Source organism: Qipengyuania sp. MTN3-11 (genome assembly GCF_042851825.1).
GTDB lineage: Bacteria > Pseudomonadota > Alphaproteobacteria > Sphingomonadales > Sphingomonadaceae > Qipengyuania.
The window spans coordinates 254,493-280,632 of the sequence record NZ_BTGM01000003.1 but is presented as its reverse complement, the minus strand read 5'-3'; the positions used below and the strand labels follow the sequence as shown (position 1 = coordinate 280,632).

Below are 26,140 nucleotides of genomic sequence, written 5' to 3'. Positions count from 1 at the left end.
TCAGAAGCTGTATTTGTAGACGCGCGCGATGTCGCCGTTCCATTCCCCGTGGAACTTGCGCAGCAGCTTTTGCGCCGGAACCTCGCCGCTGGCGACGATCTCGTCGAGCGTTTCGAGAAACCCCGTCTCGTTGTCGCCCGAGGTGTTGAGGCGCGCGCGGGCGGCGAGGCCGGAGCGCGCGATCTTCAGCACTTCGCGCGCCAGATCGTGGAGCGTCCCGCCCCCCGGAACAGGCGCATCGAGCGCCAGCCTGGGCACCGCATTGCGCAGTTCCTCGCGTTCCTCGACGCTCCAGTGCTTGACCAGGTCCCACGCCGCATCGAGCGCGGTCTGGTCGTAGAGCAGCCCGACCCAGAAGGCGGGGAGGGCGCAGATGCGGCTCCACGGCCCGCCATCGGCACCGCGCATCTCGAGGAAGCTCTTGAGCCGTACCTCGGGAAAAGCGGTGGAAAGATGGTCCCACCAGTCGCTCTGCGTCGGTTTCTCGCCGGGGAGCACCGCCAGCCGCCCGTCGAGAAAATCGCGGAAACTGTGGCCCGCCGCGTCGATGTATTTCCCGTCGCGGAAGACGAAATACATCGGCACGTCGAGCATGTAGTCGGTCCAGCGCTCGTAGCCGAAGCCGTCCTCGAACACGAAGGGCAGCATGCCAGTGCGGTGCGGATCGGTGTCCGACCAGATGTGGCTGCGGTAGGAAAGGAAGCCGTTGGGCTTGCCTTCGGTGAAAGGCGAGTTGGCGAACATCGCGGTGGCGAGCGGCTGCAGCGCCAGCCCAGTGCGGAACTTCTTCACCATGTCGGCTTCGGACGCATAGTCCAGATTGACCTGGATCGTGCAGGTGCGCAGCATCATGTCGAGCCCGAGGCTGCCGACCCGCGGCATGTGCCGCATCATGATCTCGTAGCGCCCCTTGGGCATCACCGGGAGCTCTTCGCGGGTCTTGTCGGGCCACATGCCGAGCCCGAGGAAGCCGACGCCGCAGGCTTCGCCCACTTCCTTGACCTGCGCCAGGTGGCGGCCGGTCTCGGCGCAGGTGTCGTGCAGGTTCTCGAGCGGGGCGCCGGAGAGTTCGAGCTGTCCGGCCGGCTCCAGGCTCACGGTCCCGTCGCTGCCGCGCATGGCGATGACCTTGCCGCCTTCCTCAACGGGCTCCCAGCCGAACCGGCGCAAGCTCAAAAGGATATCGCGGATACCGCAGTCCTCATCGTAAGTGGGGGCGCGGTGGTCGGTACGCTTGTAGACGAGCTTTTCGTGCTCGGTGCCGATCCGCCAGTCGGCCGCCACCTTCTCGCCCTGCTGCATCGGCGCAACCAGTTGGTCGCGGCTCTCGATGATCGGATCATCCGTTGCGGACGTGTCGCGCGTACTCATGCGGGTTTCGTTAGAAAACCGATCGTGCGCGCGCCAGTCATTTGTTCCAGTCTCCGGCGAGCGCCATCCACAAGGCGCTTGCGGCGATCGCCGCGGTCTCTCCGCGAAGGATGCGGGGGCCGAGCGAGATCGCGCGGGCCTGGGGCAGGGCGCGCACCGCTTCGCGTTCGGCATCGTCGAAACCGCCCTCCGGCCCCGTCAGTAGCGCTGCCGGACCGGGATGCGCTGCGAAGGCTTCAGCGGCAGGAGCGCCGCCCAATTCGTCGGCGAAGAACAGGACGCGCTCCTCGGGCCAGTCGCGCAGCAGTCCGCCAAGCGGCGTGGGCGCATCGATCCGGGGCAGCGCGGTGCGCGCGCATTGCTCCGCCGCCTCGGTCGCGATGGTCCGGGCGCGTTCCGGATTGAGCTTGTCGGCGACCGAGCGCCGCGCAATTACTGGAGAGATGCGGGCGACGCCGAGTTCGGTCGCCTTTTCCAAGATAAGGTCGAACCGGTCCTTCTTGAGCAGCGCCGGACAGAGCTGGAAATCCGGCACCGCTTCCCGCTCGCGGAGGCGCTCCGTCGGCTCGAGCGTTACGGCGCGCTTGCCGACTTCGGTCACCCGCGCCGCCCATTCGCCGGTCGCATCGTCGCACAGGATCACCGCATCGCCCGGCCCGGCCCGCATCACCCGCGAAAGGTAATGCGCCTGATTGCCCTCGACGCTCACCGGGCTGTTCGCGGCGATGGGCTGCGAGACGAACAGGCGCGGGGCGCTTCTGGGCGGCCAGGCAGGGATTGCGGGCATGATGGGGCGCTGTCCTACATATTCCGATTGTGCCAAGGAAGGGGGATGCAGCGACCGGAATTCCTCCTATTGTACGGGCCACGGGAGCCCGGAAGCGCCACGGAATTTATTTTCCTGGACCGTGTAACACCTGTAACATGTCCAACACGCGCGGCGGCGATGCGATGAGCGAGACGGTCGTCCCCGACAGCGAACATCGCGGCCTTGTCGCGCGCTTGCCGCAATTGCCCCGCGATCTTGCGCAACTGGCCCGGTTCGACCGGCCGATCGGCTGGTGGCTGCTGTTCTGGCCTTGCGCCTGGGGCGTCTGGCTGGCCGGCGCGGGATTGCAGTGGGCGCTGGTCCTCTGGCTGCTGCTCGGGAGCATCGCGATGCGCGGCGCGGGCTGCGTCTACAACGACATCGTCGATGCCGATCTCGACGCCCGCGTGTCGCGCACCGCCAGCCGTCCGGTGGCGAGCGGGCGGGTCTCGCGGCGCGGGGCCTGGCTCTGGCTCGTCGCGCTTTGCCTGGTGGGGCTGCTGGTGCTGCTCCAGCTGCGGCCGACGGCGCAGCTCGTCGCGCTCACGAGCCTCGCCCCGGTCGCGGCCTATCCCTTCATGAAGCGGATCACCTGGTGGCCGCAGGCCTGGCTCGGGCTGGTCTTCACCTGGGGGCTGCTGGTCGGCTGGAGCCAGCTGCGCGCCGACAATTGGGATGCGCTCGCGGCGATGTATGCCGGCGCGGTGTTCTGGGTGGTCGGATACGACACGATCTACGCGCTGCAGGACCGGGAGGACGATGCGCTGGTCGGCATCCGCTCGTCGGCCCTGCGGCTGGGCGGCAGGGTCAGGGGCGGGGTGGCGCTGTTCTACGCTTTAGCGGCGGGCCTGTGGGCGCTCGCCTTCTGGCTCTACCGCGCGGACTGGTTCGCGCTGCTGGCGCTGGTCCCCGCCGCGGCGCACCTGGCCTGGCAGGTCGCGACGCTCGATCCTTCCGACCCGGCCAATCCGCTGGAGCGCTTTCGGGCGAATCGGTGGACGGGGGCACTGGTGGCGGCGGCGTGCTTCGTGGTCGGCAACGCCTAGCGCGGGCTGTCGACCCTGCCGAATGGCAGCATACGGAAGATGCCGCCGTCCCGATCGACGAAGGTGTGCTTGAGCGCGCCGAGGATATGGAGGCCGACCAGATAGATCATGGCCATCGCCCCGGTCCCGTGCAGATCGAAGATCGAGCCGGCCAGATCGGGGTTATCGCCCACCGGCAGCGGCGGAATGGTGAAAAGCCCGAACATGTCGACTTCGCGCCCTGCGAGCGAATTCGCGTACCAGCCGCCGAGCGGCAGCGCGACGAGGAGCACGTAGAACACGATATGCGTGCCCCGCGCCAGCATCCACTCCCACTTGGCGTAGGTGGCGGGGAGGGCGGGCATTCGGTGCGTCAGCCGCCAGGCGATCCGTCCCAGCGTCAGCGCCAGGATGGTGATGCCGATGGCCTTGTGATCGGCGAAGATCGCCATCGCCTGCTCGCGGGTTTCGGCATGCTCGGCGTTCTCGGCCAGGCGCCAGTTCCAGATCACGAGCACGGCGATCGTCCAATGGAAGATCATCGCGCCCGCCGAATAGCGTAACTTGGCGTTGGTGGTGAGGTTCACATCGCTTCTCCTGCCCATGTCCGGGCAGGCTAGAGGTTCGCGGCGCAACCGCAAGCATCCGTCTTGAAACAGGCGATGACGCGACTAGAGATTTGCACATGACCATCACGCGAATCCCCGATCAGGAAGCCTGCAAACGCATCGGCGAGAATGTCCGCAAGCGGTTGAAGGGCGATCCCGGCATCTACCAGCTGCCGACCGACAAGGCCGAGATATTCGCCGTCGGCGATTTCCTCTCGCCGGAGGAATGCGAGCGCTTCATCGCCCTGATCGACAAGATCGCGCGTCCCAGCGAGCTGCACGAATCGGCCTATGTCGCCAAGTTCCGCACGTCCTACTCCGGCAATTTCGACCGCGACGATCCCCTGGTAAAAAGCGTTTCGCGCCGCATCGACGATCTGCTTGGAATGGATTCGGAGAACGGCGAGACCATTCAGGGACAGCGCTACCTCCCCGGCCAGGAATTCAAGCCGCACAACGACTGGTTCTACACCGACCAGGAATATTGGAACATCGAGAAGGATCGCGGCGGCCAGCGATGCTGGACGGCGATGGCCTTCCTCAACCACGTGGAGGAAGGCGGGCACACCCATTTCGTCGAGGTCGGTGCCTCGATCGAGCCGAAGCCGGGCGTGCTGCTGATCTGGAACAACGCGACGGTCGAGGGTCTGCCCAACGAGGGCACCCTCCATGCCGGAACCCCGGTGATCAGCGGTCAGAAATACGTGCTCACGAAATGGTATCGGACGCGCAGGTTCGGCTAATCCGCCCGTGCGAGTGCTTCGGCGATCAGAGCGCGGGTATTCTCCACCCCGTAGAGTGCGATGAAGCTGCCCATGCGGGGGCCCTGTTCGCTGCCCAGCAGCGTCTCGTAGAGCGCGCGGAACCAGTCGCGTAGGTTGTCGAAGCCATAGCTTTCGTCCTTGCCGATCTCGTATACCACCGTCTGGATGTCCTCGGCCGGTGTCGCCGGATCCATGTGCGACAACGCCTGATCGAGGGCTTTTAGCGCCGCCGCTTCGCGCTCGCCGGGAGCCCGCTTGCTCAGTTCCCGCGCCACGAAATCGCGGTTGTAGGCGATCGCCTTGCCGACCAGCTCGTCGAGTTCGGGATGGTGCGCCGGGTCGGGATCGGCGATGTAATTGCCGAGGTACGACCAGACCTGCTCCGCATCCGCATGCGCGCCGAGCACGCCGACGAGATTGAGCAGCAGCGCATAGGTCACCGGTAGGCTGTCACCCGCGCCCGGTGCCTCCGCGCCCCTAAACCCGCCGTTGGCGCGGGCCAGATGCCACACCGGGTTGCCCAACTGCTTGTCGAGGTCCTGCTCCGCCAGTCGCTCGCGAAACTGCCAGTAATCGTCCACCGCGCGCGGGATCACGCCGCCGTGGAGCTGCTTGGCGCTCTTGGGATTGGGGAAGATGTAGAAGCCGAGGCTCTCCTCGCTGCCGTAGTCGAGCCATTGCTCGATGGTCAGCCCGTTGCCCTTGGACTTGCTGATCTTCTCTCCCTTCTCGTCGAGGAACAGCTCGTAGATCAGCCCCTCGGGCTTCCGCCCGCCGAGCACTTTAACAATCTTGCCCGACTGGGTGACGCTGTCGGTCAAATCCTTGCCGCACATTTCGTAATCGACGCCCAGCGCATACCAGCGCATCGCCCAGTCGACCTTCCATTGGAGCTTGGCCTTCCCGCCGAGCGCGGATTGCTCGATCATGCTGCCATCCTCGTCGGTGAAACGCACCAGGCCCGCGTCGGCATCGACGATCTCGACCGGAACCTGCAGCACGCGCCCGCTCGCCGGGCTGATCGGCAGGATCGGCGAATAGGTCCGCCGCCGTTCCTCGCGCAGGGTCGGCAGCATGATGTCGAGGATCGCATCGTTCCGGCGCAGGACCTGTCGCAGCGCATCGTCGAATGCACCCGAATCGTAGCGTTCGCTCGCCGAGACGAATTCGTAGTCGAAGCCGAAGCGATCGAGGAATTCGCGCAGCATCGCGTTGTTGTGGGCGGCGAAGCTGTCATGGGTGCCGAAGGGATCGGGAATGCGCGTCAGCGGCTTGCCGAGATTGTTCTCGAGCACCGTCTTGTTCGGCACGTTGTCGGGCACCTTGCGAAGCCCGTCCATGTCGTCGGAAAAGGCGATCAGCCGCGTCTTGCCATCTTCCGGCGTGGCGCCGATCAGCGTCTCGAAAGCCCGCCGGACCAGCGTGGTGCGCAGCACTTCCTGGAAGGTGCCGATATGCGGCAAGCCGCTGGGGCCGTAGCCGGTTTCGAACAGCACTGGCGATCCGTCGGGTTTCGCGCCGTCGGGATAGCGCTTGAGCAGGCGCTGGGCTTCATGGAATGGCCAGGCCTTGGAGTTGCGGGCGGCGTCGATCAGGTCGGTGGTGCTCATCGCTGGGCCTGTCGCGCAGTGGCGTCTTGGGTGCAAGGCCGAAGGCGTCGTGACGAACGCGATGCGGAATCCGACTTGCCCCGGCCCGGTTCGCGCAGCATCGATCGAAAGACATGACGGGGGTGGGCGCCTTTATCGATTCGCATTCGGCCGTCATCGGGCTGGTGCTGCTCGTGAGCCTTCTCGTCGCCTTCTTCCTCGAGCGGCGGCCTCCGGTCACCATCGCGGTCGCCGGGGCGGTGGTCGTCCATGTCCTGGGCTTCGTCGACCCCGACCAGTTGCTCGGGGTCTTCGGCAACAGCGCGCCGGTGACGATCGGGGCAATGTTCGTCCTCAGTGGCGCGCTGCTGCGCACCGGAGCGCTGGAGGAAATCTCCGGCTGGATCATTCGCCGCACCCAGGAACGGCCGCGCCTGGCGCTGGTCGAGATCGGCGCGGGCACCATCGGCGCCTCGGCCTTCATGAACAACACCCCGGTGGTCATCGTGATGATCCCCATCATGAAGCGCCTTGCGCGGGTTCTCGATGTCGCTTCGACCCGCGTATTGATTCCGCTGTCCTACCTCTCGATTCTCGGCGGTACGATCACGCTGATCGGCACGTCGACCAACCTTCTGGTCGACGGGGTGGCGAGCGAGCAGGGGCTTGCGCCCTTCGGTATCTTCGAGATCACAGGGGTCGGCCTCGTCACGGCCGTATCGGGCGTGGCCATGCTTCTTCTCCTCGGGCCGGCGCTGCTGCCGAACCGCCGCAGTCGCGACGATACCGAGATCGGAGAGAACGACAGCTATCTCAGCCATCTCGTGCTCAACGAGGACAGCGACTACGTGGGTCAAATCCTGGAAAACACGCGCTTCTATCGCCGCCCCGGGGTTCGCGTCCTCGCCATGCGCCGGGGGACCGAACTGCTGCGCCAGGGTTTTCACGACGAGGCTCTGGAGGCGGGCGACCAGCTGGTGGTCGCGGCGAGCCCGACCGAGCTCGCCTCCTTTGCCGAAGGGCTCGACTTCCGGATCGGGCTGACCGGCGTCGGCGGAGGGATAAGCACTTCCGGGCCGGATCGTCCGCGCGACATGCGTTTCGTCAACGCCGTCATTTCGCCCTCGCACCCGATGATCGGGCGACACTTGGCGGAAATCCCGATGCTGTCGCGGCTCAAGGTGCGGGTGCTCGGCCTCGCCCGGCCACGCCATCTCGCCGGTCCCGATCTTGCCAGCGCCCGCGTTCGATCGGGCGACCGCCTGCTGATCGCCACCGGCGAGGATGCGGTGGTCTCGCTCCAGGGCAATGTCGACCTCGTCGAGGTCGGCGACGCCCCTGTCCAGAGCTTCCGCCGCGCCCGCGCGCCAATCGCCATCGGCACGCTGGCGCTGGTCGTGATCGGCGCGGCCCTGTTCGATCTGCCGATCGTGGCCCTCGCCATTGCCGGGGTCGCGGTGGTGCTTCTGGCGCGGTGTATCGAACCCGAAGAAGCCTGGAGCGCGATAGACGGCAGCACGCTGGTACTTATCTTCGCGATGCTCGCCTTCGGTCTTGGGCTGGAAAACGCCGGAACCGTGAGATTGGTGGTCGAAACGCTTCTGCCGGTCCTTTCCAGCGCCTCGCCCTTCGTGCTGTTGGTCCTGGTCTATGCGGTGACCAGCACCCTTACCGAAGTGGTGACAAACAATGCCGTGGCGGTGATCATGACGCCGCTCGTGATCGCGCTGGCCGGCGGATTGGGGGTCGACCCGCGCGGGCTCGTCGTCGCAGTGATGTTCGGGGCCAGCGCAAGCTTCGCGACGCCGATCGGTTACCAGACCAACACGTTGGTGTATGGCGCGGCGAACTACCGCTTCATGGACTTCGTCAAGATCGGACTGCCGATGAACCTGGTCGTCGGCATAGCCTCCTGCCTCGCGATTTCGGCGTTTTTCTGAGACCTTGCGCCGCGCTGCGCTTGGCAAGGGTTCCGGCTTCGTTCTAGGGGCTTGCGATGCCATCGGCGCTCTCCCTCCCGGCCCTGCACGCCAGCCATGCGGGAACATGGCTGCGCGATGCCGGTGGATCGACGCGTGGCTGCGCCAAGGGCGAAGCGGTGATGGCGGTGGCCGACACCCCGCATCTCGTGCTCAATGCGCCGCTGGTCGCCAGCCGGCTCGGCTATCCCGATCTATCCGGGCTCGACCTGCTCGAACTCTTCGCCTTCGTTCATCCGGCGCGGTTTTGTGTGCCGACGCCCAAGGGACTGGCGCATGCGCTGGGACTGGAAGAGGCGGGCAGCGACGATGCGGTGCCCGCACTGCTGCAACGCGCCGCCGCCCGGCTGATGCAGACCTGCGAGGACGAGGGATGGGCCGAACGCGAGGGCGCGTGGTCGACGTTACAGTCGCTCGCCAGAGTCCGCTGGCCCTGGGCGCAGGTGCTTGGCCCTCATGTGCGCAAGCCCGAGCGGGCTGAAAAATGGCTGTTTTCCCGGCTGCCCGAATGGGAAGAAACCCCCGAGCGGCCCCAGCCACAGCAGGTGCTGCTAGACGAGCTGGAGATCGAGGGTCAGCTCGAGCGCCTGACCGGGGAGGGTGCCGAGCGGCGGGAGGGTCAACGCACCTATGCCCGTGGCGCCGGCCGCGTGTTCGCGCCGCGCAGCAAGGAGAAACGCCCGCATCTGCTGCTGGCGCAGGCGGGCACGGGAATCGGCAAGACCCTGGGCTACCTGGCACCGGCCTCGCTGTGGGCGGAGCGTTCGGGCGGCACGGTCTGGGTCTCGACCTACACCAAGAACCTCCAGCGCCAGCTGCGGCAGGAAAGCGCGCGCGCCTGGCCTGCCGCCCGGCCGGACGGTTCCCCGCCGGTGGTGGTGCGCAAGGGGCGGGAGAACTATCTCTGCCTGCTCAATCTGGAAGATGCGCTGCAGGGCGGCTTTTCCGGCCGCCCGGCGATCCTCGCGCATCTCGTGGCCCGCTGGGCCGCCTACAGCCGCGACGGCGACATGATCGGCGGCGATCTGCCCGGTTGGCTCGGGACCCTGTTCCGCCAGCGCGGTATCGCGGCGTTGACCGACCAGCGCGGCGAATGCGTCTATGCCGGCTGCCCGCATTACCGGAAGTGCTTCATCGAAAGGAGCGCCCGCAATTCCGCCCAGGCCGATCTCGTGATCGCCAACCACGCGCTGGTCATGGTCAATGCCGCGCGGGGCCGCGACCACGCCCAGCGTCCGACCCGTATCCTCTTCGACGAAGGGCATCACGTCTTCGACGCTGCCGATTCGACTTTTTCCGCGGCGCTGACCGGGCAGGAAAGCATCGAACTCAGGCGCTGGATCGTCGGTCCCGAGCGCGCCAGCCGCGGCCGCCGCCGGGGCCTCGCCGCGCGGCTGGCGGATATCGCCAGCTACGACGAGGCCGGCGGCGAGGCGATCGAGGCCGCGGTGGAGGCCTCGCAGGTCCTGCCTTCCGAAGGCTGGCTGGCGCGTCTGGCCGAAGGCATGCCAGAAGGACCGGTGGAAGCGTTTCTGGGGCAGGTGCGTGCCCTGACCTACGCCCGCGACGAGAAGGGGCAGGAGGCCGGGTACGGCATCGAGACCGAGGTCGCGCAACTGCCCGGGGAACTGGTCGAGACCGCCGGAGTGGCGGCGCGGGCCCTGGCCGACATCCGGGTGCCGCTGATGAAGCTCGGCGGGCGACTCGAGGCGGTGGTCGAGGATGCGCCCGACTGGCTCGACGGGCAGGGCAGGGCGCGGGTCGAGGGGGCGCGGCATTCGCTCGCCTGGCGGATCGACCTGCTCGCCGCCTGGGAGGCGATGCTCTCGCGCTTGGGCGGCCCGGCGGATAGCGAGTTCGTCGACTGGTTCGCGGTCGACCGCAACGATGCGCGCGAATTCGACGTCGGTCTCCATCGTCATTGGCTCGACCCGATGAAGCCCTTCGCCAAGGTGGTGCTCGAACCGGCGCACGGGGTCATGCTGACCAGCGCCACCCTGACCGACCGGAGCGAGGCGGGGCCCGACTGGCCCGGCGCGATCGCGCGCAGCGGCGCCGCCCATCTCGACCTTCAACCTGCGATCGCGCAGGCGGACAGCCCGTTCGACTATGCCGCCCGTGCCGAGGTGCTGATCGTCACGGACATCGCCCGGGGCGACATCGCCGGGCTCGCCGGAGCCTACGCAAGGCTGATCGAAGCGTCCGGCGGCGGCGTGCTCGGCCTGTTCACCGCGATCCGTCGGATGCGCAGCGTCCACGGGCGCATCGCCGACCGGTTGGCGCGCGCCGGTCTGCCGCTCTACGCCCAGCACGTCGACCCGATCGACACCGGTACGCTGACCGATATCTTCCGCGACGATCCGCGCGCCAGCCTGCTCGGCACCGATGCGCTGCGCGACGGGGTCGACGTGCCGGGGCGCTCGCTTCGTTGCGTGGTGATGGAGAGCGTGCCCTGGCCCCGCCCCACGATACTCCACCGCGCCCGCCGCGCCGCTGCGGCCGAACGGGAGGGCGGGGCGGGGCGCTACGACGATGCGATCATCCGTGCGCGGCTGGCGCAGGCTTTCGGACGGCTGATCCGCACGCGCGAGGATGCGGGCCATTTCGTCGTGCTCTCGCCTGCATTTCCCAGTCGCCTGTTAAGCGCTTTCCCGGAAGGCACCCCCGTCATGCGGGTGAAACTCGCCGAAGCTTTACAGCGCGTCGCTCAGGGTGTTGGTAGCGCCGTGGAGACACACCCGGAAAGCGAGGAAGCAGTGAAGACGCGCCGATGAAGACCTTGGGCCTCTTCCGCCACGCCAAGTCCGACTGGGGCGCGAGCGACAAGCGCGATTACGATCGCGGGCTGAACGCGCGCGGGCGCCGCGGGGCACAACTGATGGGCACTCATATCCGCGACCACGGCGTGGCCTGGGACATCCTGCTGGCGAGCCCCGCGGAACGGGTACGCCTGACCTTGGAGGAAGCACGGATCGGCATTGCACCCGAATGGGACAAGCAGCTCTATCTTGCCGGCACCGACACCATACTCGAAATCCTGCGCGAACAGGGCGGGAGTGGCGACAAGGCAATGATCGCCGGGCACAATCCCGGACTCGGCGACATGATTCTCGAATTGGTCGCACCCGAGGCCGAGAATGCCTTGTTCGACGAGGCAAAAGTCAAGTTTCCGACCGCCGCCTTCGCCGTGCTGGAACTCGATATCGAGGACTGGTCTGATATCGCGCCGGGATCCGGCAGGCTGGTCCACTTCGCCCGTCCGCGCGACCTCGATGCCGCGCTGGGCCCGGAAACGGCGCCGGACTGACCGGGCGAACACGAAAGCCCCCGCCGGCCGAAGCGGGCGGGGGTCTCGTTGCCTACCAGAAGAAGTCGTAGATCACGTCGACCACTTCGCCGCTGTAGATGTCGACCAGCAGCACGTCGTCGTAATAGCGCACCCAGCGATAGGGGCCGTAGACCGGCGGCAGGCGATAGCGATAGGGATCGCTGATCTGGTACCGGCTGCCGAAGAACACGCTGTCGAGATTGAAGCCGATGCTGATCCGGCTGTAACTGTAGTTGCGATAGGGCGAGTAATAGCGCCCGAGCCGGTAGATGTTGCGATTGGCTGCGCGGTAGCCTTGCCAATTGTATCGCTGGTTGTTGCGCCACGAACGCTGGTCCCACCGCCGATGGTCGCGCCGGTCGTAGCGCCCGTTGTCGTAGCGCGATGCATCGCGATAGCCCCGGGCGTAGGACTGCTGGGTCTGGCGGCGATCCTGCCAATTATCGTTCCGACGCTCGTCGCGGCGGCCGTTGCGATAGGCCTGCTGGGACTGCCGGCGATCTTCCCAGCCATCCCGGCGGCGTTCGTCCTGCCGACCGTCGCGGTAGGCCTCGCGGCTGCGATCGGTGTAGCTGCGGTTGCGGGAATTGTCCCGATAGTCGCGGTTGCGCTCGGCAGAGCGCTGCTCCGGCTGCTGGCGGGCCTGCGCGCCACGGTTCCAGTCGCGAGGCGAACGGTCCCGCGCAGGTTCCGCGCGTTGCCCACGGCTCTGCTGCTGCCAGTTTTGCTGCCGGACTTGCGACTGCGCCTGACGACGGGCTGCTCCACGATTTTCGCCGGCGTCCCCCCGATCGAACTGAGCGGGTACTTGCCGCTGGGGGCGCTGGCTTCGCGCTTCGGAACGTTCCGGGCGACTGCCCCGCTCGGCGCGATCGCGCTGACGCTGTTCGGGTTGGACCGTGGCCTCGGCACCGATCGCGGCCGCAGAGGCGGGCATGGCGCTCGCGGCGATGGCTGCTGCAAGTGCGCCGATTGCGCTGCCTTTGAGCAATTTGGGAAAAGTCATGGAGCGTTCGCTTTCCTCATGGATGCCGCTCCACCCGCGGCGATTGTCGATGGACCGGGGTATGCGCGCGGCGGCCTGACGCGAAACTGAATGATCCACAACACCAATTGTTCATCTTTGCGAGAGGAAATATGAACGGAGCGGGGGCTCAGCGTCTTTGGAAGGATGTCATTCCCTGCGGCTGGGCATTGCGAATTCTTATGCGCTCGACCCGTGCACGCAAAGAGCCGGCGTGCATTGCCTCGATCATCCGTCCGACCATCTCGGCATCACCTTCGAAATAGGCCTCCACCGTCCCGTCCGGAAGGTTGCGGACCCATCCACCCAGCCCGAGTTCGGTGGCGGTCTCGACCGTCCAGTCTCGATAGAAAACGCCCTGTACGCGTCCGTGGACGATGACATGGCGGGCGGTCACCGCAGCGTTCCGCTGTCGATGCCCGCCCGCCCCATAGTGATTACGCGGCCTGCTTGATGTCGCGCAGAGTCAGGTCGAAGGTGACGTCTTCGCCCGCGAGCGGGTGGTTGCCGTCGGCCTTCACCGCTTCCTCGCCGACCTCGACCACGAACAGGGTGATCGGCTGACCGTCCTGGCCCTGCGCGTTCAGTTGCATGCCCGGCTGCGGAGCGGGCTCGGGCGGCAGGTTGGCGCGCGGAATGTCGATCACCAGCTCCTCGCGCCGCGGGCCGAAGGCCTTGTCGCAGGGGATATCGACCGACTGCTCGTCGCCGACCTTCATGTCGGTCAGTGCTTGTTCGATCTGCGGGAAGATCTGGCCGCTGCCAAGCGTGATCTGCTGCGGTCCGCTCTGCTGCGTGGAGCCGACCTCCTGCCCGTCGCTGCGCTTGATGGCATAGTCGATGGTCACGGTGTCGCCGTTGCTGGGAGTGGTCATGTGTAATCCTCTGGGATTTCGTGTTCGCGGCGCGAGAATCGCGCCGACAGAATTCGCGGCGCAAGGATGCGCCGACGGGGAACGCGCCCGCGAACCGAGCGCCTCGCAGAGTCATGTGGGGATCGAAGCGGCAGAGTCAAACCGCTTGGGATGACGGGCCGCCGGCTCCGCTACCCGCGAACCGTCCTGTCAGCCCGACTGTGGCGTTCCCTACCTAGTCAGCTTCTTATACTGCAACCGGGTCGGCCGGTCCGCCGCATCCCCCAGCCGCCGCCGCTTGTCTTCCTCGTAGGCTTCGAAGTTGCCTTCGAACCACTCCACGTGGCTGTCGCCTTCGAAGGCGAGGATATGCGTTGCCAGGCGGTCGAGGAAGAAGCGGTCGTGCGAGATGACCACGGCGCAGCCGGCGAAGTTCTCGATCGCTTCCTCCAGCGCGCCAAGCGTCTCGACGTCGAGATCGTTGGTCGGCTCGTCCAGCAGCAGCACGTTGCCTCCCTCCTTCAGCATCTTGGCCATGTGGACGCGGTTGCGTTCGCCGCCGGAGAGCTTGCCGACGTTCTTCTGCTGGTCCTGCCCCTTGAAGTTGAACGCGCCGACATAGGCCCGCGTGCTGGTGTCGTGGCCGTTGACCTTCATGTAGTCGAGCCCGTCGGAAATCTCCTCCCAGACGTTGTTCTTCGGATCGAGATGGTCGCGGCTCTGGTCGACATAGCCGAGATGGACGGTCGAGCCGATCTCGACCGAGCCGCTGTCGGGCTCTTCCTTGCCGGTGAGGATCTTGAAAAGGGTCGACTTGCCCGCGCCGTTGGGCCCGATCACGCCGACGATGCCGCCCGGGGGCAGCATGAAGGACAGGTTTTCGAACAGCAGTTTGTCGCCGTAAGCCTTGGAGATATTGTTCGCCTCGATCACCTTGCCGCCCAGCCGTTCGGGCACCTGGATGACGATCTGCGCCTTGCCCGGCTTGCGGTCGTTCTGGCTCTCCTGCAATTCCTCGAACTTGCGGATACGCGCCTTCGACTTGGTCTGACGCGCGCTGGGCGTTTGCCGGATCCATTCGAGCTCGCGATTGAGCGCCTTGGAGCGGCCGCTCTCCTCGCGGCTTTCCTGTTCGAGGCGCTTGGCCTTCTTTTCCAAGTAGGTCGAGTAATTGCCCTCGTAGGGATAATACGATCCACGATCCAATTCGAGAATCCAGCCCACGACATTGTCGAGGAAATAGCGATCGTGGGTGATCATCAGCACCGCGCCGGCATATTCCTTGAGGTGGTTCTCCAGCCACTGGACGCTTTCGGCGTCGAGGTGGTTGGTGGGTTCGTCGAGCAGCAGGATGCCGGGCTTCTGGATCAGCAGCCGGGTAAGCGCGACGCGGCGCTTCTCGCCGCCCGAAAGCTTGGTCACGTCCCAGTCGCCGGGCGGGCAGCGCAGCGCCTCCATCGCGATCTCGAGCTGGTTGTCGAGCGTCCAGCCGTCGACCGCGTCGATCTTGGTCTGGAGGTCGTTCATCTCCTCGCCCAGCTTCTCGTAATCGGCGTCGGGCTCGGCCATTTCGGCGGCAACCGCGTTGTAGCGATCGACCAGGTCGGCGGTCTCGCGGGCGCCGTCCTTGACGTTTTCGAGAACGGTCTTGTCCGGGTCTAGCTCCGGCTCCTGCGGCAGATAGCCGACGGTGATGTTCTCGCCCGGCCAGGCCTCGCCCGCGAAATCGGTGTCGATCCCGGCCATGATCTTCATCAGGGTGGACTTGCCCGCGCCGTTGGGCCCGACGATGCCGATCTTCGCGCCTTGGTAGAACTGCAGGTTGATGTTGCTCAGCACCGGCTTGGGGGCGCCGGGGAAGGTCTTGGTCATATCCTTCATGACATAGGCGTATTGCGCGGCCATCGGGTGGTCCTCGGATCAGAAAATGGGAATGGAAGCTCGCGGGCGCAGATAGGGGCTGGGCCCCGCGCGGGCAAGCTGGACTTGGAGAGGGCTGGCGGATAGCAGTCGGGCATGAAACTCGCACCCCTGGCGCTCGCAGCGCTTCTCGCCGCCTCCTCGCTATCCGCTACCACGCTTCCGCCGCCAGTGGATGTCGGTGCCGCCGCGGACATGGCGCTCGATAGCGACACGATCGCGTGGGATTTCGTCGAAGGCATCACCACCGAGGTCGGGCCGCGGCAGGCCGGGACCGAGGCGGAAAAGCGCGGGCGCGACTGGGCGGTCGCGTGGTTGAAGCGGACCGGCTTCGCCAATGTCGCCGACGAGCCCTATCAGATGCCGACCTGGGTCCCGGGCGAAGTGCACAAGGCGGAGATCCTCTCTCCATTCCCGCAACCGCTGGTTATTCAGCCGCTCGGCGGCAGCGCCTCGACCGGGCCCGACGGCATCACCGCCGAGGTGGTCGAGTTCGAGACCGTCGATGCCCTGCGCGCCGCGCCCGCCGGCAGCCTCGCGGGCAAGATCGCCTATGTGTCGCATTCGATGACGCCAACGCAGGACGGCTCGCAATACGGCTTTGCCGGGGCCGCGCGCTGGGTCGCCGCCGGGATCGCCGCGAGCAAGGGCGCGGTGGCGACGGTGATCAAGTCGGTCGGCACCGACTATCATCGCAATCCGCACACCGGCGGGACCAGCTTTCCCGAGGGCGTCGCGCCGACCCCGGCTGGCGCGCTGAGCCTGCCCGACGCGGCCAATCTGGAGCGGATGTTCGACCGTGCGAATGGCGAACCGATCCGGATGAAGCTCACCCTCACGCCACGCGATCTCGGCACGACCACCAGTGGTAACGTGGTGGGAGAGATCGTCGGCCGCGATCCGTCCTTGCCGCCGGTGCTGGTCGCCTGCCACATCGACAGCTGGTGGAACGGCACCGGGGCCTTCGACGATGGGGCAGGTTGCGGCATCGTCGCCGCCGCGGCCAAGCATGTTGCAACCGTGGGCCAACCCTTGCGCACCATCCGCGTCCTCATGGCGGGTGCCGAGGAAACCGGGCTGTGGGGGAGCCGCGCCTATTCCGCCGCTCACATCGACGAACCGATAGCCGTCGGGCTCGAGAGCGATTTCGGCGCGGACCGCGTGTGGCAGTTCGAGAGCAATTTCCGCGAGGCCAACCCCGATCTCCACGCGAGAGTCGCCAGCGCGGTCGCGCGCTTCGGTGTCTCCAACGGCACCGGCATCGCCAGCGGCGGGGCGGACATCAACATCGCCCGCGACCAGAAGACCGCCATCATTGATCTCTCGCAGGACGGTACGCGCTATTTCGACCTGCATCACACACCCGACGACACGCTCGACAAGATCGATCCGGAGCAATTGCGCCAGAACGTCGCGGTATGGACCCAGGTCGTCGGCATCCTCGCCAACGAACCGGAGCCGATCCTTCCGCGCTAGGTCGCGATCCTAACCCCGGCTTAACCCCTTTCTGCCTATTGTCGGCGAAGAGGGGGAAGGGCGGAAACCATGCAGAATCAGATACTGCAACTGGTCAATCCGGCGATTGCGCTGATATTCGCGATCGCGTTTGCCGTGCTGTGGTTCGGCGATCGGTCCCGGCGCCACACCGCGCTGCTGTCGGCCGCCCATCTGCTGATGGCGGCGGCTTTCGTGTCCTTCCATTTCGGTCCCGATCCCAACAGCGCGGCCTCCGTACTGGTCATGCATACGCTGTGCTGCGCCGCCATCATCTGCCTGTTGCGGGGCGCGGCAGTTCGGGTGGACGCGCGGTATTCGCTCGCGCTGCCGGCGGTGATCGCGATCGGCTTCGGGGCGATTATCCTTCTGACGACCGAAGGCGACGATCACATGCCGCGCATCATTGCTGGCAACACCTGTTACGGCCTCCTCCTCGCACTCGGCGCGCAGGTCCTGAACCGTGCCGCGAGCGGGCGCGGCATCGATCGGCTGGTGGTCTGGATGTTCGGCCTGACCGCGGCGCAATTCTTCATCCAGCCCTACCTCACAGCCATCTTCGAGGGCGCGATGTCATCTGCCGAATACCGCGCATCGAGCGCCTATGCGCTGGTTTCGCTCAACATCGGTATCTGGTCGCTGATGCTGGCGCTGACGCTGGTCGGGGCCAGCGTTCTCGACCGGGTGGAAGCGATCAAGGCGGATTCCGAGAGCGATCTGCTCACCGGGCTCGTTGCGAGAAAAGCCTTCGAGCGCGATGCGGTCTCACTGCTCGACGAGGCCCAAGGCCAAGGTATATGCGTTTCGGTCATCGTTGCCGACATCGACCATTTCAAGCGGGTCAACGACATGTGGGGTCACCAGGTCGGAGACCAGGCGATCGCCGCCTTTGGAGCTCTTCTGGCGCAGACCGTCCGCGCAAGCGACCGCGTGGGCCGCGTCGGTGGCGAGGAATTCTGCATTCTCGTGTGGAACTGCGAGGGGGACGAGGCGGCCCGTCTCGCCGAGCGCATTCGCGACAGCTTCGCCCGCCTCGTGATCGACGGTCTTCCCGATGGCGTACATCTCAGCGCCAGCTTCGGGGTCGCCGAATGGCTGGACGGGGAGGGCTACGGGCGACTTTTCGCAAGAGCCGATGCCGCGCTCTATGCCGCCAAGAATGCCGGACGCGACCGGGTCGAGGGACCGCGCGAGGTCACCGATCTCAACAAGGTGCGCGCGGTCGCGTGATCACTCGAAGCCGCGAGCCGCGAGCCGCGGCAGCATCGCTGCCTGCAACCCCGCCCGGGCGATCAGGAACAGCGCGAAGGAAAACCACAGTCCTCCGTTCCCCAGCGGCCAGGTCAGCCACAGCGACAGCGCGAAAATCGCCGCCGCGCCTGCCATCGAGACCAGGAGGGCCCGCGTCCAGCTTGCGCCGACGAAGACTCCGTCGAACACGAAGGCGGCCACCCCGGCGATCGGCAGGACCGCGAGCCATAGGGAATGGCGCCGCGCCGTTTCGGCCACGGCCTCGGTCGCGGCGAAGCTGTCGAGGACCGGTCCGGCAAAAAGGAGGAAAGCGAGCGCGACGATCAGCGCGACCCCGATGCCGCGCACAAGGATCGCCGAAACGTAACGCCGGAAACCCGCGCGATCGCGGGCCCCGGCACGCTCGCCGTTGAGGACTTGCGCCGCGTTCTCGAACCCGTCGAGGAGCAGTGCGGTGAAGAGGAAGAGCTGGTGAAAGATGCCATTGGCCGCCAGAACGACCGCGCCCCGTTCCGCCGAGAGCCGGGTCAGTGCCGCCATCGCAATCATCAGCACCAGTGTGCGCAGGAACAGGTCGCGGTTGACCGACAGGAACGGCTGGAGCTTTCGCCACCGCAACGTGTCGTTCCCCCGTAGCGCCTGAAGCACCGAGCGCCCGGTGTCGCCGCGCAGGACGAAGAGCGAGACGGCCGCCAGCTTGGCATATTCGGCGATGAAGCTCGACCAGGCGATGCCGGCGATGCCGGAATTGAGCTCGAGGACGAACCACAGGCCGAGCCCGACGTTGAGTAAATTGTAGGTCACCTCGAACAGCAGCACCGCCGTCATCCGCCTCCGCCCGACGAGAAAGCCGACCAGCGCGAGATTGGCCATCACCGCCGGTGCCGTCCAGTAGCGGATCTCGGCATAGACGCCTGCGGCTGCGAGGACGTCTCCCTCGGCACCGAGCAGGTCGAGCAGCAGCGGCAACAGCACCGGCTTGAACAGCAGCAGCACCGCGGCGATCGCCAGACCGATCGCCAACCCGCGCACGAGCGTTGTCGCCTGCGCAGCCGTTCCGCCGTCGCGTCCCGGTCTGGCACCGCCCTGCGCCACCAGTCCGGTGGTTCCGGTCTTGAGAAAGTTCATGACCGTGAACAGCACCGCGAACAGCCGCGCGCCGATGTCCACCGCCCCCTGGGTCGCGGCATCGTCCAGCCGCCCGACGATCCATATGTCGCCGAGACCGATCATCGCGGTGGCGACATTGGTCACCATCGCGGGCAGGGCAATCGCCCAGATCGCGCGAGTGTCGAGGTTCGAAGATGCCGATCGGGCGTTTGTCATCGAGGCGGTCGGCCCTTCGCTTGCGCTCGGGAGTTTCGGTGGGAAACCGTCCCCCCGACAGCTCCTGCTCATCGAAAGTGGTCGGGGAGACAGGATTCGAACCTGCGACCCTCTGCTCCCAAAGCAGATGCGCTACCAGGCTGCGCTACTCCCCGACACCGATCCTCGGCGGACCGCCCGCATGCCAGTTTCGCGACCGGTGGGCCCGGCAGGACTCGAACCCGCGACCTAGCCGTTATGAGCGGCCAGCTCTAACCAACTGAGCTACAGGCCCCCCGGGTCGTGCGACGACATCTGGGACAGCGCGCCTACCGCGCACCTGGCGGCAGGGCAATGGTCAAACGTCCACCTGCCCGACGATTTCGGCCACCGTGGTAGAGTGCACGCCGCGTGTGCGGAGATAGCTGTAGACGCCTCCGAGCCAGCGATAAAGTTCGTCGAGATCGTCCTCGCTTCGAACGTAGGGCGTTTTGCCGGGCATCAGCGAGGGGCTATGGAAACTGAGCACCAGCACCGGCAGGCCATCGTCGAGAGCGATGTCGATCCCGCGCAATGCATCGGACAGAGGCACGCCTTCGGGAGTCAGCGCGATCCGCTCGAGCAGTCCGGCACGGGCAAGCAATCCGCCGAGGCGGGGGACCTTCTGCACAAGCGGAAACAGTTTCCGGCCGAGTTGGCGCAGCATGCCCCAATAGACGGTCGTCAGCGGCAGTTCGAGCAGGCGGCGATCGTGCCCCACCCAGTAGGGCCACACGGGGTGGGTGCTGTAATTCGGGCCGTCATGCGCACTGTAATCGTAATGACTGCGAACCGACGAATCGACGGCCACCCCGGCATCCGTCAGCATCTGGGCCGATTGCGCGCCCAATCCGTAGCGTCCGGCTCGGTAGATCTGCGGCGTGCAGCCGAAGTTCGCGACGATCGCGTCGCGCAGGCGCCGGAATTTCTCGCGCATGAGATCGGGAGGCAGGTTGCCCGCATAGCTGGTGTAAGCACCGACCTCTTCCTCGTGGGGCGGATTCACCCATGGATGCAGCTGAATTCCGATCTCGGCCTTGCCGCGGCGCGCGGCATCGCCGAGAATGTCCGCCGCCAGCCTGGAATTGGCGATCGGCCAGTCGACCAGATAGACCGGCACCACTGCGATCTCCTCGCAGAACGCCTGGAAATCGGCGAGGTACCCCAGGTGATCGAGGCCATAGTCGAAGGCATGGAATTCGCCGTCCCAGTCGAACTCTTCCTCGGTGTCGACGGTCAGCAGGACGCGCTGGCCGAAATCCCTCGGGAATCTCGCGCGCTGCCCGCTTGCGGGCGGTGTGAGCATGTTGCTGTCGGCGATGCCTGGCCCCCTGTCGCTGCGCGAACGCAGCCTGGACGCTAGCCCGAAGCCCGGTCCGGTTCGCGGCTCTGGCTAGGGTCGACGCCGCTTGCGGTCAAGAGCGGCAGCGTCAGCAGCAGGCGGTCGTCGACGCGAACCAGATCGCCGGCTGCCGCGCGAGCCTCGGCCCGGGCTAACCGGAGGGCAAAACCAGCACCGAATATGCCCGCGCTTACCGCACCGCCGCCCGGTCTGGTCTCCGTGGCGAAGATATCCTCCGCCGCTGCCAGCGATGCCGGGAGGGTGGATGACATTGCCATCGTCTCCTCTTCCACCCGCATTTCGATCGGCAGGGCTTCCCCGGCACCGGCGGTGGAGGCGAGGGTCGCGAGAATGCGCCAGGCGAGGATCTGGGCCTCGTCGTCGGTCACCGGAAGCGTCGCCGGACCATCGGGCCACTGCGGCTCGAACCGCGACACCCGTGCCGAGAGCACATTCTGCAGCTGGTCGACCTGCGCGCGGGCGATCGCGGCGAAATCGCTCCGTCCCGGCTCGAGCCGCAGGGCGTGGCTTTCCAATCGGGCAAGACGGTCGAGCTCGTCGAAGCCGGCGAGCATGCGCGCCGCATCCCCGGCGATCGCAGCGGCAAGCGCCCGGTATTCGTGCGGGGTCGTGCCGAAGATCTGCTGCTGGATGACCTCGGCGAAGCCCTGGATGGCGTTCACCGGCGTGCGCAATTCGTGCAGCAGCTGGCGGATGCGATCGGCGGCGCTTTCGGCCCGCTGGGCGGCACTTTCCTCCACCCGGCGGCGCAATCGCGCGGCGTAGCCGAGAAAACGCCCGTCGGACCGGTTGAAGCGCGGGGTGGCATCGACGAGCCAGGTTCCGGCGATCGCCGGGGCGCCGGCGAGCACGATCTGCGCCTCGCGGATGGGCTGACGTTCGCGAAACGCCATTGCGAAGTCGCTTCCGATCGATCGGATACCGGTTGCGGCGCCGAGAAGATCGGTCCCCACCACCATCGGCGCCACGCCCGCGTCGGCTATCTCCACCCGGCCGCGCACGTCGATCCCTGCGCAAAAGGAATCGACAGAACGCTTCCGTGGGCCTGGCTCTTCGCCGTCGAGGGGCAGGCGCGGTGCATCGCCCGCAGTCTCGCCCGATGCGCGCGCCTTCGTGTAAGCTTGGATCCGCTCGACAAGCGCGCCGATGCTGACGTCGGAACTGCGATCGCTCGGAGAATGGTCTGCGGACGACTTTGCGGGGGCCGGGCTTTCGACGACACCGGGTTCGCGCTTTGTGGTGGCAGGCTCGGGAAGAGCGCGATCCTGAACGCCGAGACGGTCGAGCAGAACGACCGCGCCGGCGGGCAGGTCGCGGCGATGCCGCAGAAAACCCCGCGCGCGCACCGGAAGCTCCGGTATCAGCTGCTGCCATTGTGCGTCGGAGAGGCGGACGCGAGACAGCGCCGCGCCGGCGATGTCCGGTTCGTCCGCGGCCAGCAGTGCGACGAGGTCCGGGCTGCGGATTCTTGCGCCGGCATCGCCCACGAGCCGCGCGCGCTCGCTTGCCGGGATCATACCGGCGAGCGCATGCAATCGCAGCCGGGCCGCGGCAATCAATCCTTCGTCGGCATCGCTCGCGGCGTTGCCCAGCAGGTCCAGCAATTGGCGGAATTGGGTGCGTGCCGCCAGTTCGCCTTGGGCGCGGTGGCGCAATACGGTGGCGAGGCGGTCGTCGAAGAGCATCTGTTTCCTGCAGGACGAGGGCAGAAGCGGAAAGCGGGCCCTCGACTGTTCCTCTCCACTATGGCGCTCTACGGCGTTCAAAGAAACAGGCTGAACGCAGCGTTACCCCGTCGCGTTGCAAAGCGGGACAATTGCTGGCAGAAACAATAATATTGTCGGCATGCGTATCGATCCGTTGCGATCCTTTCGGCGAAAGGCTTCGAAACGCGCGATCTGCCGGTTTTTTTGGGGGACGCGAATTATGGCAAATCTGGATGAGATCGACAGGCGCCTGCTTGCCGAATTGCAGGAAGAGGGCAGGGTCACGAACGTGGAACTGGCCGGACGCGTTGGACTGACCGCGCCGCCGTGCCTGCGCCGGGTCCGCAGTCTCGAACAGGCCGGAGTGATCCGGGGCTACCACGCCGAGCTCGATCCGGCGAAGCTTGGCTTCTCGATCACGGTATTCGCCATGGTCAGCCTCAAGAGTCAGGCCGAGGACGCCTTGCGGGAGTTCGAGGCGGCGGTGCACGATCTTCCCGAGGTGCGCGAAGTGCACATGCTGAACGGCGAGATCGACTTTATCCTCAAGATCGTCAGCCGGGACCTGCAGAGCTTCCAGGAATTCCTCACCAGCAAGCTGACGCCTGCCCCCAATGTCGCGAGCGTCAAGACCTCGCTGACGATCCGGACCAGCAAGCTTCGACCCGGAGTTCCGCTGGAATGACGGTACGCATACGGCCGGCCGCCGCGGGAAGGCCGGTCAGCCCTCGCGCTCCGCGAGCCATTCCTCGAGCCATTTGATCGAATAATCGCCGCTCAGCACGTCGTCCTGCTGCAGCAATTGCTGGTGCAGCGGGATCGAGGTCTTCACGCCTTCGACCACCATTTCCTCCAGAGCCCGCTTCAAACGCATGATGCAGCGTTCGCGGGTGCGGCCGAAGACGATCAGCTTGGCGATCATGGAATCGTAGTAAGGCGGGATCCGGTAGCCGGCGTAGAGCCCGCTATCGACGCGGACATGCATGCCGCCAGCGGCATGGTAATGGGTCACTTCCCCGGGACTGGGAGCGAAGGTCCAGGGGTCTTCGGCGTTGATCCTGCATTCGATCGCGTGCCCGTGAAACTCGATGTCCTCTTGCCGGCAGGAAAGGTCCTTGCCGTCGGCGATGCGGATCTGTTCGCGGACCAGATCGATCCCGGTTATCATCTCGGTCACCGGATGTTCGACCTGCAGGCGCGTATTCATCTCGATGAAGTAGAATTCGCCGTTTTCCCACAGGAATTCGATCGTTCCGGCTCCGCGATAGCCCATGTCGCGCATGGCCTGCGCGCAGATTTCGCCCATGCGGTCTCGCTCTTCGGTGGAGAGCACGGGAGAGGGGGCCTCCTCGAGCACCTTCTGGTGGCGGCGCTGGAGCGAACAATCGCGTTCGCCGAGGTGGATCGCGCCGCCACGCCCGTCGCCGAACACCTGGAATTCGATATGACGCGGATTGCCGAGATATTTCTCGATATAGACGGTCGCGTCGCCGAAGGCTGCCTTCGCCTCGCTGCCTGCCTGGCGCATGAGCGTTTCGAGCTGTTCCTCGGCCTGGCAGACTTTCATCCCGCGCCCGCCGCCACCGCTCGCCGCCTTGATGATCACGGGATATCCGATCTCGGCGGCGATCGCGCGGGCTTGATCGAAATCGGCGACCGCGCCGTCGCTCCCGGGCACCAGCGGCAGGCCAAGCCTGCCCGCGGTGCGCTTGGCCTCGACCTTGTCGCCCATGGTGCGGATGTGTTCGGGCTTGGGCCCGATCCAGGCGATGTCGTGGGCTTCCACGATCTCGGCGAATTTGGCGTTCTCGGACAGGAAGCCGTATCCGGGATGGATGGCGTCGGCATGCGCGATCTCGGCCGCCGAAATGATGTTGGCGACGTTCAGATAGCTGTCGCTCGCCGGAGGCGGGCCGATGCACACGGCATGGTCCGCCAGCCGGACATGCATGGCATCGGCATCGGCGGTGGAGTGCACCGCCACCGTTTCGATGCCCATCTCGTGCGCGGCGCGGTGGATGCGGAGCGCAATTTCTCCGCGATTGGCGATCAATATGCGTTCGATTGCCATGAGAATGTCAGCCGATCACGACGAGCGGCTGGTCGAACTCCACCGGCTGGGCATTGTCGACGAGGATCGCCTTCACCGTACCCGACTTGTCGGCGTTGATCGGGTTCATCACCTTCATCGCCTCGACGATCAGCAGAGTCTCCCCTTCCGCGACGCTGTCGCCGACCTTGACGAAATCCGCCGCGCCCGGCTCGGGGGCGAGATAGACCGTCCCGACCATCGGCGATTTGATCGCGCCCGCCGTGTCTGGAAGCTGGTTCGCAGGTTCCGCCTGAGGCGACGGGGTGGCGGCCGTTGCGGGGGCACTTGCCGGGGCAGGCGCCGCGGCAGCCGCGACGGCACCGCGCGAAACGCGGATCTTGCGCGCGCCGTCCTCTACTTCGATCTCGGTAAGTCCGGTCTCGGCGAGCATGTCGGCGAGCTCGCGCACCAGTTTCGTGTCGACATCCATACCGGGCTTGCGTCCGGCGCTGCGCTTGGTTTCGGCCATGCTGGTCCTTGGTGTTGCGTGGCCGGCGCTATGCTACTGCTACGCGGTGCTGGCAAGGGCTGGTGCGGAGGGTCAGAGCGCGGCGACCTTCTCCAGCGCGACGATGTAGCTCTGTGCGCCCAGACCCTGCACCGTCGCTACCGCGGCGATCGCGACGTAGGAATGGTGCCGAAACGGCTCGCGGGTGCCCGGATCGGACAGGTGGACCTCGATCACCGGAACCGCGATCGCCTTGATCGCGTCGAGCAGCGCGATGGAGGTGTGGGTATAGGCACCGGCATTCAGCAGAACCGCCCTCGCGCCCTCGCGTTGCGCCTCGTGCAGCCAGTCGACGAGATCGCCCTCGTGGTTGGACTGGCGGAAATCCACGGCGAGCCCGAGATCGTTCGCCCTATCCCGGACCATGGCTTCGATGTCGCAGAGCGTCTGCGAACCGTAGATGTCCGGCTCGCGGCTGCCGAGCAGGTTGAGGTTGGGGCCGTTGAGGAGGAAGACGGTGGCGGTCATTTGGTCGCGTTAGCGCGGACCGGGCCTAGGCGTCCACGCCCTTGACCTTGCCCCACTGGCGAGCAGCGGTGTAGCCGAGATACCCGGTGCCGAAGAGAGCATAGAGCGCGTCGGGCAGCGCGCCGAGATAGGCGGTCATCCCCTCGCCGATGGCGCGTGCCGTCATCGGGTCGAAAGCCGCGATGATGCCCATCGGCACGGCGAACAGGATCAGCGCGTACATGACGTAGAGGAAGCTGGGGCGTGCACGGCTGGTCCAGGGGTCGGCGGAATTCGCCTCGGCGACGATCGCCGACAGGCGAGCTTCCACGAGCTTGAGTTCGTGGGTGCCCTCGAGTTCGAGCAGCGCCAGCTTGGCCTTGGCGCGCGCTTCCTTGTCCGGAATGATCTTGTCGATGATCGAGGCGATCGGTCCGATGAGCGATTCGATGAATGCCATGATGGTCTCCCGCTTAGTCTGAAGCGAGATAACCGTATCGGTTAATGTAGGAAAGGCGTCTAACCAAGCCGTCTGTCTCGACAGGGTCGATCCAACAATGGAGGGTAGAAATTCCACTGGTCGGGAAGACAGGATTCGAACCTGCGACCCCCACACCCCCAGTGTGATGCGCTACCAGGCTGCGCTACTTCCCGAGCAGTGGAGC

The 26,140-nt window shown here is 66.2% G+C and carries 23 protein-coding genes and 3 tRNA genes; 8 read left to right on the top strand and 18 right to left on the bottom strand.

Features of this window, described 5'->3' with window-relative positions; all coding sequences use genetic code 11:
- Both ACGHN1_RS12255 and ACGHN1_RS12250 read right to left on the bottom strand, forming a co-directional pair.
- Positions 1–1,371 (bottom strand): glutamate--cysteine ligase, encoded by a 1,371-nt coding sequence (locus ACGHN1_RS12255; protein WP_390551132.1) that lies wholly within the window; start codon positions 1,369–1,371, stop codon positions 1–3.
- Between the two features lie 37 nt (positions 1,372–1,408).
- Positions 1,409–2,158, bottom strand: a complete 750-nt coding sequence (locus tag ACGHN1_RS12250; protein WP_390551131.1) for a 16S rRNA (uracil(1498)-N(3))-methyltransferase — start codon at positions 2,156–2,158, stop codon at positions 1,409–1,411.
- Between the two features lie 137 nt (positions 2,159–2,295).
- Between ACGHN1_RS12250 and ubiA the strand changes: the two genes are divergently transcribed.
- Positions 2,296–3,225 carry a 4-hydroxybenzoate octaprenyltransferase gene (gene ubiA / locus ACGHN1_RS12245; RefSeq protein ID WP_390551130.1) on the top strand — a complete coding sequence of 310 codons (930 nt, stop codon included), beginning with the start codon at positions 2,296–2,298 and terminating at the stop codon, positions 3,223–3,225.
- On the opposite strand, the gene ACGHN1_RS12240 is transcribed toward ubiA, so the two are convergent.
- On the bottom strand, positions 3,222–3,809 hold the full coding sequence (locus ACGHN1_RS12240; protein ID WP_390551129.1) for a cytochrome b: 588 nt from the start codon (positions 3,807–3,809) through the stop codon (positions 3,222–3,224). The genes ubiA and ACGHN1_RS12240 overlap by 4 nt on opposite strands.
- Positions 3,810–3,889: 80 nt before the next feature.
- On the opposite strand from ACGHN1_RS12240, the gene ACGHN1_RS12235 reads away from it, so the two are divergent.
- Positions 3,890–4,555 (top strand): 2OG-Fe(II) oxygenase, encoded by a 666-nt coding sequence (locus ACGHN1_RS12235; protein WP_390551128.1) that lies wholly within the window; start codon positions 3,890–3,892, stop codon positions 4,553–4,555.
- Here the strand turns inward: ACGHN1_RS12235 and ACGHN1_RS12230 are convergent.
- Positions 4,552–6,186 carry a lysine--tRNA ligase gene (locus tag ACGHN1_RS12230; protein WP_390551127.1) on the bottom strand — a complete coding sequence of 545 codons (1,635 nt, stop codon included), beginning with the start codon at positions 6,184–6,186 and terminating at the stop codon, positions 4,552–4,554. The two genes, ACGHN1_RS12235 and ACGHN1_RS12230, sit on opposite strands and share 4 nt — an antisense overlap.
- Positions 6,187–6,299: 113 nt before the next feature.
- Between ACGHN1_RS12230 and ACGHN1_RS12225 the strand changes: the two genes are divergently transcribed.
- Genes ACGHN1_RS12225 through ACGHN1_RS12215 form a run of 3 tightly spaced genes read left to right on the top strand, consistent with a single transcriptional unit; the run spans position 6,300 to position 11,451 of the window.
- The gene (locus ACGHN1_RS12225) at positions 6,300–8,105 is read left to right on the top strand and encodes an SLC13 family permease (protein ID WP_390551126.1); all 1,806 of its coding nucleotides are present in this window, start codon (positions 6,300–6,302) and stop codon (positions 8,103–8,105) included.
- 56 nt (positions 8,106–8,161) lie between these two features.
- Entirely contained in the window at positions 8,162–10,918 is a 2,757-nt protein-coding gene (locus tag ACGHN1_RS12220) for an ATP-dependent DNA helicase (protein ID WP_390551125.1), read from the top strand.
- A complete protein-coding gene (locus ACGHN1_RS12215) occupies positions 10,915–11,451 on the top strand; it encodes a SixA phosphatase family protein (RefSeq protein WP_390551124.1) in 537 nt (178 codons plus the stop codon). Before ACGHN1_RS12220 ends, ACGHN1_RS12215 begins: the two co-directional genes overlap by 4 nt.
- 52 nt (positions 11,452–11,503) lie before the next feature.
- On the opposite strand, the gene ACGHN1_RS12210 is transcribed toward ACGHN1_RS12215, so the two are convergent.
- The 4 genes from ACGHN1_RS12210 to ettA all read right to left on the bottom strand — a co-directional run bounded on the left by ACGHN1_RS12210 (position 11,504) and on the right by ettA (position 15,255).
- On the bottom strand, positions 11,504–12,478 hold the full coding sequence (locus ACGHN1_RS12210; protein ID WP_390551123.1) for an RcnB family protein: 975 nt from the start codon (positions 12,476–12,478) through the stop codon (positions 11,504–11,506).
- Between the two features lie 148 nt (positions 12,479–12,626).
- Complete coding sequence (locus tag ACGHN1_RS12205; RefSeq protein ID WP_390551122.1) at positions 12,627–12,893, bottom strand: acylphosphatase; 267 nt, start codon at positions 12,891–12,893, stop codon at positions 12,627–12,629.
- Between the two features lie 40 nt (positions 12,894–12,933).
- Positions 12,934–13,371, bottom strand: coding sequence for a peptidylprolyl isomerase (locus ACGHN1_RS12200; protein ID WP_390551121.1), 438 nt, complete (start codon positions 13,369–13,371; stop codon positions 12,934–12,936).
- A gap of 210 nt (positions 13,372–13,581) precedes the next feature.
- Entirely contained in the window at positions 13,582–15,255 is a 1,674-nt protein-coding gene (gene ettA / locus ACGHN1_RS12195; RefSeq protein WP_390551120.1) for an energy-dependent translational throttle protein EttA, read from the bottom strand.
- A 111-nt stretch (positions 15,256–15,366) separates the two neighbouring features.
- Between ettA and ACGHN1_RS12190 the strand changes: the two genes are divergently transcribed.
- Together ACGHN1_RS12190 and ACGHN1_RS12185 are read left to right on the top strand one after the other, a co-directional pair.
- Positions 15,367–16,746 carry a M20/M25/M40 family metallo-hydrolase gene (locus ACGHN1_RS12190; RefSeq protein WP_390551119.1) on the top strand — a complete coding sequence of 460 codons (1,380 nt, stop codon included), beginning with the start codon at positions 15,367–15,369 and terminating at the stop codon, positions 16,744–16,746.
- A gap of 69 nt (positions 16,747–16,815) precedes the next feature.
- Positions 16,816–17,994, top strand: a complete 1,179-nt coding sequence (locus tag ACGHN1_RS12185; protein ID WP_390551118.1) for a GGDEF domain-containing protein — start codon at positions 16,816–16,818, stop codon at positions 17,992–17,994.
- On the opposite strand, the gene ACGHN1_RS12180 is transcribed toward ACGHN1_RS12185, so the two are convergent.
- From ACGHN1_RS12180 to ACGHN1_RS12160, 5 genes are all read right to left on the bottom strand, one after another.
- Entirely contained in the window at positions 17,995–19,341 is a 1,347-nt protein-coding gene (locus ACGHN1_RS12180) for an MATE family efflux transporter (RefSeq protein ID WP_390551117.1), read from the bottom strand. It lies immediately after the preceding gene.
- 78 nt (positions 19,342–19,419) lie between these two features.
- A tRNA-Pro gene (locus ACGHN1_RS12175) sits at positions 19,420–19,496 on the bottom strand.
- Between the two features lie 45 nt (positions 19,497–19,541).
- Positions 19,542–19,615, bottom strand: a tRNA-Ile gene (locus ACGHN1_RS12170).
- Positions 19,616–19,678: 63 nt separating this feature from the next.
- Positions 19,679–20,665 carry a polysaccharide deacetylase family protein gene (locus tag ACGHN1_RS12165; protein WP_390551116.1) on the bottom strand — a complete coding sequence of 329 codons (987 nt, stop codon included), beginning with the start codon at positions 20,663–20,665 and terminating at the stop codon, positions 19,679–19,681.
- Positions 20,666–20,718: 53 nt separating this feature from the next.
- Positions 20,719–22,407: a sensor histidine kinase gene (locus ACGHN1_RS12160; RefSeq protein ID WP_390551115.1), complete on the bottom strand. Its 1,689-nt coding sequence runs from the start codon at positions 22,405–22,407 to the stop codon at positions 20,719–20,721.
- Positions 22,408–22,648: 241 nt separating this feature from the next.
- Between ACGHN1_RS12160 and ACGHN1_RS12155 the strand changes: the two genes are divergently transcribed.
- Positions 22,649–23,113 (top strand): Lrp/AsnC family transcriptional regulator, encoded by a 465-nt coding sequence (locus ACGHN1_RS12155; protein ID WP_390551114.1) that lies wholly within the window; start codon positions 22,649–22,651, stop codon positions 23,111–23,113.
- Between the two features lie 36 nt (positions 23,114–23,149).
- Here ACGHN1_RS12155 and accC read toward each other — a convergent pair whose 3' ends face one another.
- The 5 genes from accC to ACGHN1_RS12130 all read right to left on the bottom strand — a co-directional run bounded on the left by accC (position 23,150) and on the right by ACGHN1_RS12130 (position 26,129).
- Positions 23,150–24,499 carry an acetyl-CoA carboxylase biotin carboxylase subunit gene (gene accC, locus ACGHN1_RS12150; RefSeq protein WP_390551113.1) on the bottom strand — a complete coding sequence of 450 codons (1,350 nt, stop codon included), beginning with the start codon at positions 24,497–24,499 and terminating at the stop codon, positions 23,150–23,152.
- A 7-nt stretch (positions 24,500–24,506) separates the two neighbouring features.
- Entirely contained in the window at positions 24,507–24,989 is a 483-nt protein-coding gene (gene accB / locus ACGHN1_RS12145) for an acetyl-CoA carboxylase biotin carboxyl carrier protein (protein WP_390551112.1), read from the bottom strand.
- Positions 24,990–25,061: 72 nt separating this feature from the next.
- Entirely contained in the window at positions 25,062–25,496 is a 435-nt protein-coding gene (gene aroQ, locus ACGHN1_RS12140; protein ID WP_390551111.1) for a type II 3-dehydroquinate dehydratase, read from the bottom strand.
- 25 nt (positions 25,497–25,521) lie between these two features.
- Positions 25,522–25,935 carry a holin family protein gene (locus ACGHN1_RS12135; protein ID WP_390551110.1) on the bottom strand — a complete coding sequence of 138 codons (414 nt, stop codon included), beginning with the start codon at positions 25,933–25,935 and terminating at the stop codon, positions 25,522–25,524.
- Positions 25,936–26,052: 117 nt separating this feature from the next.
- A tRNA-Pro gene (locus ACGHN1_RS12130) sits at positions 26,053–26,129 on the bottom strand.
- Positions 26,130–26,140 lie beyond the last annotated feature (11 nt).